The sequence below is a fragment of the Rhodococcus yananensis genome (assembly GCF_020515525.1).
Lineage (GTDB): Bacteria > Actinomycetota > Actinomycetes > Mycobacteriales > Mycobacteriaceae > Rhodococcus > Rhodococcus yananensis.
Genome location: NZ_JAIYEP010000007.1, coordinates 17,459 through 32,456, shown reverse-complemented (window position 1 = coordinate 32,456; position 14,998 = coordinate 17,459). Strand labels below are relative to the sequence as shown.

At 71.0% G+C, this 14,998-nt stretch carries 2 protein-coding genes; both read left to right on the top strand.

Features of this window, described 5'->3' with window-relative positions:
* Positions 1-5: 5 nt before the first annotated feature.
* A complete protein-coding gene (locus LDQ05_RS02855; RefSeq protein WP_226435392.1) occupies positions 6-1,022 on the top strand; it encodes an ABC transporter substrate-binding protein in 1,017 nt (338 codons plus the stop codon).
* Positions 1,023-1,143: 121 nt separating this feature from the next.
* Positions 1,144-14,988 (top strand): non-ribosomal peptide synthetase, encoded by a 13,845-nt coding sequence (locus LDQ05_RS02850; RefSeq protein WP_226435391.1) that lies wholly within the window; start codon positions 1,144-1,146, stop codon positions 14,986-14,988.
* Positions 14,989-14,998: the final 10 nt, after the last annotated feature.

Here is a 14,998-nt window from a genome sequence, read left to right as displayed (position 1 = left end):
ACACAATGGGGTTCCTGGAACGCCGCGGGGCGCGCAGCGCTCTGGTACTGGGTGCGGCGGCCGTGCTGACCGCCGGATTGGCGGGGTGCAGCAGCGACACCGACGAGGGCGCCGGCACCGAGGTGGCGCTGCGCAGCTTCGAAGCCCAGAACGGGACGATCGAGATCCCGGTCGATCCGCAGCGCATCGTCGCGTGCGGGTACGCGGCCTTCCCGCTCATCCAGGCCGATGCGAACCTCGCTGCGGTGTGCGAGTGGACCCGCGAGATCGACAACATGGACGACGAGACCCTCGCCGCCTACGAGGCGCTGCCGAAGGTCGCGCCGGACGCGGCGGTCGCCGAACTCGACTACGAGGCCGTCACCGCCGCCGACCCCGACCTGATCATCATGGGTGTTCCTGCCCGGGCGCAGGAGGAACTCGACATGGCCAAGCTGGAGGCACTCGCCCCGGTCGTGTTCCTCGGCCCCACCGACCCCGGCCAGTGGCGTGAACTCGGCGAGCAGTACGCCGACGCCGCAGGTGTCTCGGACAACTACGGCGAGTTCAAGGCGCAGTACGAGGCGCGCGCCGCCGAGATCTCCGAGAAGTACGCCGACACCTTCGGCGGCCTGAGCTTCGCGGGTCTGTGCAGCGTGTGCGGCATCGAACCCGGTGAGTTCTTCCGCGAGTACGCGTCGTCGTACACCACGAACCTGTTCGACGACCTCGGCTTCGATTTCCCGGGTGAGCCGGCCGATCCGGAGGACGTCCACGGTGAGTACCTGTCGCTCGAGCGTATGCCCGAGAACCTCGCCGACGCCGACGTGATCATCTACGGTGTCGAGGCCGACGGCTCCATTCCCGCCGAGATGCAGGCGGTGTTCGACTCCCCGCTGTGGCAGAACCTGCCCGCCGTCCAGGCCGGGAACGTGCTCGGTATCCAGCACGCCAACGCGGCCACCTACGAGACGGCGCTGCTCGCGCTCGACTCGATCGACGCCGGACTCGAACAGCTGCCGGCGAACCAGCCGGCGCAGTGATCCGATCACGCACGTGATCCGAGTTCACCGGCGGTGACTCCACGACGGGCACGGCTCCGAGATTCCCGACTCGGGGCCGTGCCCGACGTGTTCGCTCCGAACCTCTCCCACGAAAGAAGCCATGTCCCGCTCCACCGCGCTCGAAGACATCGTTCCGCTCTCGCCGCTGCAGCACGGTCTGCTCTATCTGAGCACGATCGCGGTCCCGGACCCCGCCGCGGGTGGTGACGCCACCGCCGCCGACCCCGACGTGTACACCGTGCAGTCGGTGCTGCGCCTCACCGGTGGTGTGGACGAGAGCCGGATGCGGACGTCCGCGCAGGCGCTGCTCGACCGGCACGCCGCGTTGCGCACGTGCTTCCGCCCCCGCAAGGACGGGCGGGTCGCCGGTCTCGTCGTCAAGGGAGTCGAAGTTCCCTGGCGCAGTGTCGATCTCGACGACATGTCCGGTGTCGATGCGGAGACCGCGGTGCAGGAGCTGCTGGACGCCGACCTGCGCGAGAGGTTCGATCTCGCCCGGCCCCCGCTGGTGCGGTGGATCCTCGTTCGTGTCGGTGCCGACGACGTGCGTCTCGTGCTCACCGCCCACCACATCGTCGTCGACGGCTGGTCCACGCCGATCCTGGTTCGTGAACTGTTGGAGATCTACGCGGCCGGCGGAACCGCGGGCACACTGCCGCCGGTGCGCCCGTACCGTGACTACCTGGCCTGGCTGGACCGGCAGGACGGTGACGCGGCACGGACGCTGTGGCGCGAGAGCCTGTCGGGGCTGACCGAGCCGACCCTCGTCGCGCCGCCCGGTGCCACACGAACCGGAGGACGGTGCGACGTCCTCGACGTCGCGGTACCCGACGACCTGCTCGACCGGCTCACCGCGTCGACCCGGGACGCCGGCGTCACCCTCAACACCGTTCTGCAGACGGCCTGGGCCCTGCTCCTGTGCGGACTGACCGGACGCGACGACATCGTGTTCGGGGCCGTGGTCTCCGGGCGTCCCCCCGAACTGGCCGGTGTCGAATCGATGGTCGGCCTGTTCGTCAACACGGTGCCCGTCCGTGTCGCACTCGACCCGGCAGCGACCGTCACCGAGCTGCTGCGCGCCGTCCAGCTCGAACAGTCGCGCACCGTCGACCACCAGTATCTGGGCCTGGCCGACCTGCAACGCGACGCCGGCACCGGAGAACTGTTCGACACCCTCACCGTCTTCGAGAGCTACCCGGTCGATCGCGACGCCCTCGACCGCGCGCAACGCGACGGCGGTATCCGCATCGCCGAGGTCGCGGGCCGCGACGCCACGAACTATCCGCTCGTGCTCACCGCCGGGGTCGCGGACACCCTCGTCGTCCGACTCGACTACCGCCCCGGTGTGTTCACCGTCGCCGACGCCGAAGCGCTCGCCGCGCGGCTCGTCACGATCCTCGAGGCGCTGGCCGATGCACCGCACACGCGGGTCGCGGCGCTCCCGGTACTGTCCGCCGCGGAGCGGAACCGCATCCTCGGACGCCGGTCCGCGGCGGCACCCGCCCCGGCCGCGGCCGGCACGGTCGCCGACATTCTCGCTGCCCGGTTCCGCGCGCACCCCGACAGGACGGCCGTCGTGTGCGGGGACGACCGACGGACCTTCGCCGAGCTGGGGTCGGCATCCACACGGCTGGCCCGTCACCTGCTCGCGCACGGCGTCGGACCCGACGACCGGGTCGGCCTCGCACTGCCGCGCACCGCGGCGATGATCGAGGCGATCGGCGCGGTGCTCTGCGCCGGAGGCGCCTACCTGCCGCTCGACCCGACATACCCCGCGGATCGGCTGCGGCACATGATCACCGACGCGGCCCCGCGGGTCGTGGTGACCACCGCGTCCGTGGCGGAGTCGCTCGGTGAGGTCCTCGGCGGTGTCGACGTGCTCGTGCTCGACGACCCGGCCGTGCAGTCCGATCTCGCGGCGCTCACCGACGAACCGGTCACCGACGCCGATCGGCGCACCCCGTTGCTGCCCGGGCACGCCGCCTACGTCATCTACACCTCCGGCTCCACCGGAACCCCGAAGGGCGTCGTCGTCACGCACGGCAATCTCGCTGATCTACATGCTGCACAGCGTGACTCGATGATGCTCGACGGCCACCGCGGACCGCGTGACGGACAGTGGCAGGTGCTGCTGACGTACCCGTTCGCGTTCGATTCCGCGGTCGCCGCGCTGACCTGGCTGTTCGAAGGACACGTTCTGCACGTGCTCGGCGACGACCACCGTACCGACGTCGAGTTCGTCGTCGGATACGTGCGCGAGCACCGCATCGACCACGTCGACGCCGTTCCCGTGCTCATGAGCGGTCTGCTCGACGCGGGTCTGCTCGACGAGCACGCGCACCGCCCCGCCAAGATCACGGTCGGCGGTGAGGCCGTCGCCACCGCATTGTGGGCGCGTCTCGCGTCCGCCACCGGTGTCGAGGGGTTCAACTGCTACGGGCCGACGGAGTGCACCGTCGACGCCGCCTACGCGCCCGTCACGGGCACGACCGTCACGATCGGCGGACCCACACCCGGAACCCGCCTGTACGTGCTCGACCGGTGGCTGCGACCCACCCCCGAGGGCGTCGCGGGTGAACTCCACATCGCCGGAACCGGTGTCACCCGAGGGTATCTCGGCAGGTACGCGCTGACCGCCGAGCGGTTCGTCGCCGACCCCTACGGCCCGGTGGGAGGGCGGATGTACCGGACCGGTGATCTCGTCCGGTACCGGTCGGACGGCAAGCTCGAGTACGTCGGACGCGACGACCACCAGGTGAAGATCCGGGGCTTCCGGGTCGAACTCGGCGAGATCGAAGCGGCACTCGACGCGCAGCCGGGCGTCCGCGCATCCGTCGTCGTCGCCCACACGGACGACACCGGCATCGTGCGGCTCGTCGGCTACATCACCGGAGTCGGAATCGACCGTGCCGCAGTCCGAACCGCGCTCACCCGATCGCTGCCCGACTACATGGTGCCCGCGCTCGTCGTCGAACTCGACGTGCTGCCGTCGACCCCGAACGGCAAGGTGGACCGGGCAGCGCTCCCGGCGCCCGACTTCGCCGCCCTCGCCGGTTCCGGTGCGCCGCGCACCGACACCGAGCGAGCCCTGTGCGCCGCGATCGCCGAGGTGCTCGGCCTCGACCGTGTCGGTGTGGACGACGACTTCTTCGCTCTCGGTGGTGATTCGATCGTCTCCATCCAGCTCGTCGGGCGTCTGCGTGCCGAAGGGCTGTCGGTGAGCGCACGCCAGGTGTTCGAGTTGCGGACCGCTGCGGCACTCGCCGCCGCGTGCGACGCGCCGGTCACCGGGGCGTCGACGCGCACCGCCCTCGCGCCGACCGGAGACGTACCGATCACACCGATCGTGCGTGAGACCCTCACCCACTCCACCACCGCGCTGCGACGATTCACCCAGTCGCGTCTGCTCGTCGCACCCGTCGGACTCGACACGGCCCACCTCGTCGCCGGCGTCGGTGCGCTCCTGACCGCCCACCACATGCTGCGGTCGCGTTTCGTCGCCGGCGACACCGCGTCCTGGACGGTGCCCGAGCATGTGCCGGACGCGGCCGCACTGGTACGGCGCGTCGACGTCGCCGGCGCCGACGAAGGCCGGTGGCGCACGTTGTTCGACGAGGCCCGGGACCGTGCGCTCGATGCCCTCGACCCCGCCGCGGGAGTGCTGGTGCAGGTGGTGTTCTTCGACCGGGGTCCTTCCGTCGCCGGGCGGATTCTCGTCGTCGTCCACCATCTGGTCGTCGACGGCGTGTCCTGGCGAATCATCGTGCCGGACCTGGCCGCGGCCGTCGCAAAGGCCCGCCGCGGTGAGTCCGCCGCGGTGGACCCCGCCGGCACGTCGTTCCGCGACTGGGCGACGGCGCTGGCCGCCGCCTCCGACTCGGAGCGGATCGCGGCGTCGTGGCCGGCGTGGCAACGCGCGATCGACGCCGGCACCGGCGTCGACGAGCCGGTGCTCGGCAGCCGCCCGCTGGATCCGGTGCGTGACACCGTCGCGACGTCGGCGTCGGTGCAGGTGCGTCTGCCCGCCGACGTGACCCGCCGACTCCTCACCACCGTTCCCGCCGCTCTGCGCGCCGGTGTCCCGGACGTGTTGCTCACCGCCCTCGCCGTCGCGGTGACCTCGGTGCGCGGGGGCTCGTCCCTGCGCGTGCACCTCGAGGGGCACGGGCGTGAGGAACAGATCGTTCCGGGGGTCGACCTGTCGCGGACGGTGGGCTGGTTCACCTCGCTGTATCCGGTGGTGCTCGACCTCGGTGGCCCGGGCGGCGAAGCGACCGACCGTGCCCTCGACCGTGCCCTGGCACACGTGCGGGAAGCGCTCGCCGCGGTGCCCGACAACGGAATCGGATTCGGGGTGCTGCGGCACCTCGCGCCGCACGTCGCCGACCGGTTCGCGGGCTACCGTCCACCCGAGGTGATGTTCAACTACCTCGGACGCATGACCCTGGGCGAATCGTCGTCCGAACCGTGGTCGGGTGCACCCGAAGCCGGATCACTGGGCGGATCGGTGGACGGCTCCGCCCCGCTCGACCACGTCCTGTACGTCGACGCGGTCACCGACGACGGTGCGGACGGTGCGATCCTGAGCGCCGAGTTCCGTTTCGCGACCGGAGTGCTCGACGAGGAGACGGTACGGTCCGTCGTGGATCGTTGGCGGGAAGTTCTCGTTGCCGCCGCAGCGGACGTCGTGGCTGCGGCCCCGCCGATTCCCTCGGAGATCACCGCGAGCGGACTCGGCGTCGACGACCTGCTCTCGTTGCACGCCGCGGTGCCGGGCGGACTCGCCGACGTGGTACCCCTGACACCGCTGCAGCGGGGCATGTACTTCCTGTCCGGACTCGACACCGACGGCGTGGACGTCTACACCATGCAGTCGGTGCTCGATCTCGACGGCACCCTCGACCTCGACGTGCTGCGGCGGAGCATCGCGCTGCTCGTCGAACGGCACTCGGTGCTGCGCACCGGATTCCGGCTGTCGCCGGTGGGCACTCCGATCGGTGTCGTGGCTCGATCGGTGCCGTGCCCCTTCGAGATCGCCGACCTGTCGGCGGGACCCGACCCGATCGGCCGCGCCGACGCACTCGTCGCCGAGGACCGTCTCCGCCGGTTCTCCGCCGACACCGCACCGCTCGTTCGGTTCACCGCGGCGCTCCTCTCCCCGACGCACACGCGACTGGTGTTCACCGCGCACCACCTGCTGCTCGACGGCTGGTCGACGCCGCTGCTGGTGCAGGAACTCCTGCAGATCTACGCGGCCGGCGGCGACACCTCCGGCCTGGCACCGGTGGTGTCGTTCACCGACTACCTCACGTGGCTGGGCCGGCAGGACGCGGAGGACGGACTCCGGGTCTGGGCCGCTGCGCTCGACGGGGTCACCGAACCGACGCTGGTGGCACCCGCCGGGACCTCTCTGCGGGCCGAACTACCGGATGAGACCCCGGTGCCCGTCCCCGACGGCCTCACCGAGCGGCTCCGCGCACGGAGCCGGGAACTCGGAGTCACCGTCAACACGATCGTGCAGACCGCCTGGGGACTGCTCGTCGGCTCGATGCTCGGCCGCAGCGACGTCGTGTTCGGGGCGGTCGTCTCGGGCCGGGCCCCGGAGGTCGCGGGCTCCGAGACGATGATCGGCCTGTTCATCAACACCGTTCCCGTGCGGGTGCAGGCCGATCCGCACGAGAGGGTCCCGGCTCTGCTGCAACGGGTTCAGGCGGAACAGAACCGGCTCATGGATCGGCATCACGTCGGATTGTCCGACATCCAGCGCACCGTCGGCGTCGGTGAACTCTTCGACACCCTCGTGGTGTTCGAGAACTATCCGGTGGACCGGGACGCGCTCGAACGTGCCCAGGAGGAAGGCGGCATCCGCGTCGCCGCCATCGCGGGCGCGGATGCGACCAACTTTCCGCTCGCGCTGACCGCGGCGCTCACCGATCGGCTGGTGCTCGCCCTCGACCACCAGCGCTGCGTGTTCGACGCCCCGCAGGTCGAGGTGCTGGGGGAACGCCTCGTCCGGATCCTCGCCGCGCTCGCGGACGACGGTGGCACGGTCGCCGCGGTGCCGACCCTGTCCGCAGCAGACCGCGACCTGCTGCTCGGTTCCTGGGCGGAAGCGCGCCCGGCACCGCGGACCGGAGCCGACACCGTCGCCGCGCTGCTCGACGCGCAGGTCGACCGGACACCGGATGCCGTCGCCGTGGTGGCCGGGGACGCGACCCTGACCTTCGCCGAACTCGGTGACCGATCGGCCCGCCTGGCCCGGATGCTCATCGCGTCCGGTGTCGGGCCCGACACCCCGGTGGCGCTGATGCTGCCGCGTTCCGAACACATGATCGTGGCGATCACCGCTGTGCTCGCCGCCGGCGGCGCCTACGTGCCGATGGATCCGACGTACCCGGCGGATCGGCTCGCGCACATGATGTCCGACGCCCGCCCCGCGGTCGTCGTGACGACCCGTGCGGTCACGTTCGGTCACGCGGTATCGGTGCCCGCGATCGTGCTCGACGACCCGCCGGTGAGCGATGAACTCGCCGCGCTGTCGGGCGCACCGGTCACCGATCGTGATCGCCGGACCCCGCTGCGACCGGACAACACCGCCTACGTCATCTACACCTCCGGTTCGACGGGACAGCCCAAGGGTGTGGCGGTGACCCACGACAACCTGCTGGATCTGCACGCGGCGCAACGCGCGACGGTGATGGGCGGGCAGCCCGGCCGGCCGTGGCGGGTGCTGTTGACCTATCCGTTCGCGTTCGATTCGTCGCTCGCGTCGCTGGCATGGATGTTCGACGGGCATGCCGTCCACATCCTCGACGACGAGCAGCGCACCGACCCGGCCGGGATCGTCGAGTACGTCCGACGGCACAGAATCGACCAGATCGACACGGTGCCGGTGCTCATGGCCCGACTGCTCGACGCGGGCCTGCTCGACGGTGACACGACCCCGTCGAAGCTCGTCGTCGGTGGTGAGGCGGTGACCCCGGCGCTGTGGCGACGGCTCGCCGATTCCGCCGCGGAGGCATACAACTTCTACGGACCCACCGAGAACACCGTCGACGCTGCATTCGCCCGCATCACAGGGGATTCGGTGAAGATCGGTGGACCGACACCGGGATCGTCGGTGTACGTCCTCGACGGGTGGCTCAGACCCGTTCCACCCGGCGTCGCCGGTGAACTGTACGTCGCCGGTGGGGGTGTGACCCGCGGCTACCTGCGGCGGCCCGCACTGACCTCCGGCCGATTCGTACCCGACCCCTACGCCGGGGACGGCACGCGCATGTACCGCACCGGCGACGTGGTGCGCCGTCTCGGTACCGGCGAACTCGAATACGTCGGTCGCGACGACGACCAGATCAAGATCCGTGGGCACCGCGTCGAACTCGGCGAGGTCACGGCCGCGCTCACCGAGCTGGTCGACGGCCGTGACGCCGCGGTCGTGGCACACACCGATGCCCGCGCGGTGACCCGACTCGTCGGGTACGTCGCCGCCGGCGGACACGACGGAGACGATGCCGGCACGCACGTCGCCGAGCTCCGCGCCGCACTCGCCGATCGCCTGCCCGACTACATGGTTCCCTCGCTGGTCCTGGCGCTGCCGGTGCTGCCGCTGACACCGAACGGCAAGATCGACCGTAAGGCGTTGCCCGAACCGGACTTCACCTCCCTCGTCGGTACGGGCGACCCGCGCACCCCGACCGAGTCGACGATCGCCGCTGCGTTCGCGGCCACCCTCGGGCTCGACCGCGTCGGCGTCGAGGACGACTTCTTCGCGCTGGGTGGCGATTCCATCGTCTCGATCCAGCTCGTGACGAAGCTGCGCGGATCCGGTGTCCGCGTCACCGCACGGCAGGTGTTCGAGCAGCGCACCGTGGAACGGCTGGCGGCGTTCGTCGACGCAGCACCCGAACCGGGCGTCGACAGCGAACGGATCGTCGTGGCCGCGCACGGTGACGTTCCCGTGACGCCGATCGTTGCGCAGACCCTCGCCGACGGAGTCGACCTCGACGGCTTCACCCAGGCACGTCTGCTCGTCGCGCCGGCCGGACTCACCGTCGACGTCCTGGACGGGGCCGTCGCGGCGGTCGTGCGAGCACATCCGATACTGGCCTCCCGTTTCACGGTCGACGGTGAGCGGATCCACTGGTCGGTGCCCGAACACCCGGTTCCGACGCCGGCGGTGCGGGTCGACGCGACCGGCGTGCACGGTGCCGACTGGGCCCGACTCTTCGCCGCCGAACGGGACGCGGCGGTCGCCCGGATCGATCCGGCCGCCGGGGTCATGATGCAGACGGTCCTGTTCGACGCCGGCGACGACACCCCCGGCCGCGTGCTCGTGATGATCGACCACCTGGCCGTGGACGGGGTGTCCTGGCGCATCCTCGTTCCGGAACTCGCCGACGCGGTCGCGCAGGTGCACGCCGGAACCAAGCCGCGGATACCGGCGGAGGAGACATCCTTCCGGGCCTGGGCGACCGGGCTCGCGGACGCTGCCACCGCCGCGGCGATCACGTCGTCGTGGCCGGAATGGGACACCGCCCGCACGGCCCGTGAACCCGGCCTCGGGACCCGCGTCCTCGATCCGGCGCTCGACACGGTCTCCACGTCGAGGTCGGTGCGGGTCCGTGTCCCGGCGGAGGTCACCGACGTCCTGGTGACGCGGCTGCCCGCAGCCTTCGGCGCCGGCGTCACCGACGTCCTGCTCACGGCGCTGGTCCTCGCCGTCGCCTCGGTGCGCGGCGGACGGACCGTACGCGTCGATCTCGAAGGTCACGGGCGGGAGGAACACCTCGTACCGGGTGCCGATCTGACCCGCACCGTCGGATGGTTCACCTCGCTGTACCCGGTGGCCGTGGACCTGTCCGGTGTCGACGTCGACGCAGCCCTCGACGGCGGCACCGCTGCCGGTCATGCCCTGCGCGCGGTCAAACAGGCAACGCGGTCGGTGCGCGACAACGGAGTGGGTTTCGGGCTCATGCGGTGGATGAACCCCGAGACCGGGGCGCGACTCGCCGACTACACCGCGCCGGAGGTGATGTTCAACTACCTGGGACGTATGACACTGGGGGAGAACACCTCCGATGCGTGGTCGGCGGCACCGGAGGCGGGTGTCCTCGGCGGCACCGTCGATCCGTCGTCACCACTCGACCACGTCCTCGACGTCAACGCGATCGTCGAGGACACCGAGCGCGGACCCGAACTGGACGGCGCGTTCGACGCCGCCGCCGGCATCATCGACGAGACCACCCTCGCGGAGATCGCGCAGCGTTGGGTGCGGGTCCTCACCGAGATGGCCGCGCACATCGAACCGGCCGCGAGCGGCCTCGTCCCCGCCGAACTCACGAACCGCACGCTGCCGCTCCGCGACCTGATCGGATTCGAGGACGTCGCGGGCGGGCCGGTCGAGGACGTCGTGCCGCTCACACCGCTGCAGCGCGGCATGTACTACCTGTCGGGGCTCGACGACACCGTCGACGTCTACACGATGCAGACCGTCCTGGACCTCGACGGCGACCTCGACGTCGCGCGGATGCGGCGCTCGGCGCGGGCGCTGGTCGACCGGCATGCGGTGCTGCGCACGGAGTACCGGACCGCGAGTACCGGGGAGCCGGTCGGTGTGGTCCTGCGTCGCGCCGATCCCGAATGGAGCGAGACGGATTCGACCGGGACGACCGACGCGTCGGGCGACGCCACGGTGATCGCCGCGGCCGAACGCGACCGGCGGTTCGATCCGGCGTCGGCACCACTGGTGCGGTACGCACTGGTGAAGCTCGCCCCGAGCCGGTTCCGGCTCGTCGTCACGATGCACCACCTCGTGGCAGACGGTTGGTCGACACCGCTGCTGATGCAGGAGTTGCTGCAGATCTACGCTGCCGGCGGCGACGCGGCCGCGCTCCCGGCCGTCGCACCGTTCACCGACTACCTCGACTGGCTCGCCGGTCAGGACACCGCCGCCGGTGTCGAGGTGTGGCGTACCGCCCTCGCCGGTGTCGACGAGGCGACCCGCGTGGCCCCCGCCGGATCCGCGTCGCGTGCCGAACTGCCCGGGGAGATCGTCGTGCCGGTGCCCGACGGCCTCACCGAGCGGATCCGCGCCGCAGCGCGGAGCCGCGGCGTCACGGTCAACACCGTGGTGCAGACCGCCTGGGGCATCCTGCTCGGAGCGGTGACGGGTCGCACCGACGTCGTGTTCGGAGCCGTCGTGTCCGGGCGCGCCCCCGACGTCCCCGGAATCGACTCGATGGTCGGCCTGTTCATCAACACCGTGCCGGTGCGGGTGCGCACCGCCGCCCGGGACACCGTCGCCGGGCTGCTCTCGCGACTCCAGGCCGAGCAGAACCGGGTGATGGATCACCAGCACATCGGGCTGTCCGACGTGCAGCGGGCCGTGGGGATCGGGGAACTGTTCGACACACTCCTGGTGTTCGAGAACTACCCCGTCGACCGGGACGCGCTCGAACGGGCCCAGCGGGACGGGGGCGTGCGCGTGTCGGCGGTCGACGGCACCGACGCCACCAACTACCCGTTGGTGCTGGTCGCCGGTCTGCAGGACCGTCTCCACCTCGGACTCGAATACCGGCGCAGCGTGTTCGACGACCACACCGCCCGCCTGTTGGGCGAACGCCTCGTGCACATCCTCGGACGGCTCGTCGCCGACCGGACCGGAACGGTCGCGCAGCTCGACGTGCTCACCGGGGCGGAACGCGCCCGGCTGCTCGGTGAGCGGGCGTGGACGGCGCCGGCGCCGTCCACGGGCGCCACCACCGTCGCAGACCTCCTCGACACGCAGATCGCGCGTCGACCCGACACACCGGCGATCGTCTCCGGTGACGTCACGCTGACCTTCGCCGAACTCGGAGCGCGCTCGGCGAGGCTCGCGCGGCTGCTCATCGCCTCGGGCGTGGGCCCGGACACGGTGGTCGGGTTGAGCCTGCCCCGCTCGGAGCAGATGCTCGTGGCGATGATCGCGGTGATCCGTGCCGGCGGGACATACGTGCCGATGGACCCGTCCTATCCGTCGGATCGGTTGGCGCACATGGCCTCCGACTCGCGTCCGGGTGTGCTCGTGACCGTCTCGTCGGTCCTCGACGGACTCTCGACGATTGCGGGCGACGTCGAACGTGTCGTACTCGACGACGCCGCGACCCTCGCGCGTCTCGCGGCACTGCCCGCCGCGCCGGTCACCGACGCCGACCGATCGGCGCCGCTGCGACCGGACAACGCGGTGTACGTGATCTACACATCCGGATCCACCGGGCTGCCGAAGGGCGTGGCCGTCACCCACGCGAACCTGCTCAACCTGTTCGACAGTCACCGCGCCGACCTGTACCGGCCGATCACCGCCGCCGCGGGCCGCGACTCCATCGGTGTCGGGCACGCCTGGTCGTTCGGGTTCGACGCATCCTGGCAACCGACGCTGTGGCTGTTCGACGGACACACGGTGCACGTCTTCGACGAGGACACGATGCGCGATCCCGAGCGGATGGTCGCGTACACCCTCGAACACCGACTCGACTTCCTCGAGGTCACCCCGTCGTTCCTGGATCGGATGCTCGCCGCCGGACTCTACGACGGCGAACACCGCCCGGCCGGAGTCGGTTTCGGAGGCGAGGCCGTGAACCCCGCATCGTGGCGACGTCTGCGTGAGTACACCGACGGACGCGCGTTCAATCTGTACGGACCCACCGAATGCACAGTCGATTCTCTCGTGGGCGCCGTGACGGACGCCGACACGCCGTGTCTCGGTCGCGCGGTGCACGGTGCCGCGGCCCGGGTGCTCGATCCGCTGCTGCGACCGGTACCGGCCGGGGTGGTCGGCGAGCTGTACATCAGCGGAGCCGGCGTCGCTCGCGGCTATCGGGGGCGTCCCGACCTGAGCTGTGTGCGGTTCGTTCCGGATCCGTTCACCGACGCGGGCGCACGGATGTACCGCACCGGCGACCTCGTCCGGTGGGTGCCGGGCGCCGACGGTGAGTTCGTACTCGAATTCCTCGGCCGCGGAGACGATCAGGTCAAGATCCGCGGCTACCGCGTCGAACTCGGCGAGGTGGAGGCGGCCGTGGCATCGGTCGTCGGTGTGCGCGACGCGGTCGTGGTGGCGCACACCGACGACCGGGGAGTGACCCGTCTCGTCGGTTACGTGACACCCGACGGCGACGTGGATCCGGCGCGGGTGCGCGCCGCCACCGCGGAACGCCTCCCGGAACACATGGTGCCGGCGGCGGTGACCGTCCTCGCCGAGTTCCCCCTCACCGCGAACGGCAAGGTGGACAGGAAATCCTTGCCGGCACCGGATTTCGCGGCGCTCGTCGGTGCGGTGGAACCGAGCACACCGACGGAGACGGCGCTCGCGGCCGTCGTCGCCGAGACGCTCGGCCTGGACCGGGTGGGTGTCGACGACGACTTCTTCGCTCTCGGCGGTGACTCCATCGTCTCGATCCAGCTGGTGTCGAAGGCCCGGGCCGCAGGCGTGTGGATCACCACCCGGCAGGTGATCGAATTGCGCACCGTCGCAGAACTCGCCGCCGCGGTCGACGCCGCCGACCCGGCCGCGACCCCCGCGGTCGTCGAGGGCCGTGCCACCGGCGATGTGCCCCTCACCCCGATCGTGTGGGACGTCCTCGACGCAGGCGGTGGACCTCGGCGGTTCGCGCAGGCACGATTGCTGGTCGCTCCCGTCGGACTCACCCTCGCCGTGCTGCGTACCGCCGTCGCGGCGCTGCTCGACACCCACCACATGCTGAGGTCGGTGCTCGTCGTGGACTCCGGTGGACACCCCCGGTGGACCGTGCCGACCGAGGTACCCGCCGCAGCCTCGCTCGTACGGCGCGTCGACGCCCGCGAGCGGACCGGCGCCGACTGGCCCGAACTGTTCGCTGCCGAGCGTGAGAACGCATACCGCGCCCTCGATCCGGCCGCCGGAATCATGATCCAGGTGATCTGGTTCGACTTCGGTCCGGACCGTCCCGGTCGCGTGTTCGTGGCGATCGACCACCTCGCGGTGGACGGCGTGTCCTGGCGGATCCTCGTCCCGGACCTCGCGGACGCGGTCGAGCAGGCCGCACGAGGCGAGACCGTCGTACTCACACCCGCCGGGACACCGTTCCGGATATGGGCCGCGGGACTGCGCGAGGCGGCGGTGTCCGAGAGGATCACCGCGTCGTGGTCGGCGTGGCACCGGGTGCTCGCCACCGACGAACCGCTGCTCGGCGCGCGCCCACTGGACCCGATGCGGGACACCGTCTTCGACACCCGCACGGTGCAGGTTCGCCTACCGGTCGCGGTCACCGAGCGACTGCTCGCCACCGGTGCCGTCGAGAACACGCTGCTCGCGGCGCTGTCGACGGCCGTCGTGGCGGTGCGCGGCGGCGACGTCGTGCGCATCGACCTCGAAGGGCACGGACGCGAGGAGCAGATCGTCCCCGGCGCCGACCTGTCGCGGACCGTCGGCTGGTTCACGTCGCTCTATCCCATCGCGGTGGATCTGTCGGGGGTGGATCCGGAGGGGGAGGGCGCGGTGACCGCGCTGCACGCGGTGACCGAGGCGACGGCGATCCTGCCCGACAACGGGATCGGGTTCGGTCTGTTGCGCCGCATCCACCCCGACGGCGAGCAACGGTTCGCCGGATACCGCCGTCCCGCAGTGATCTTCAACTATCTCGGTAGGTTGACCCTCGGCGACGACTCCGGCGCACCCTGGTCGGCGGCACCGGAGGTCGCGGCGCTCGGTGGTTCCGTCGATCCGTCCACACCGCTCGACCACGTCCTGCAGGTGGATGCGATCACCGTGGACACCCCCGACGGACCCGTACTCGAATGCGACTTCGCGGCGGCCGCCGGCATCGTCGACGACGAGACCCTGCGTGAACTCGCGCGGCGGTGGGAGCACGCCGTGTCGCATCCGGCAGCGATGCCGCCGCACACCACCGACGCTCGAACACGCCTGTAGTAGAGGAGAT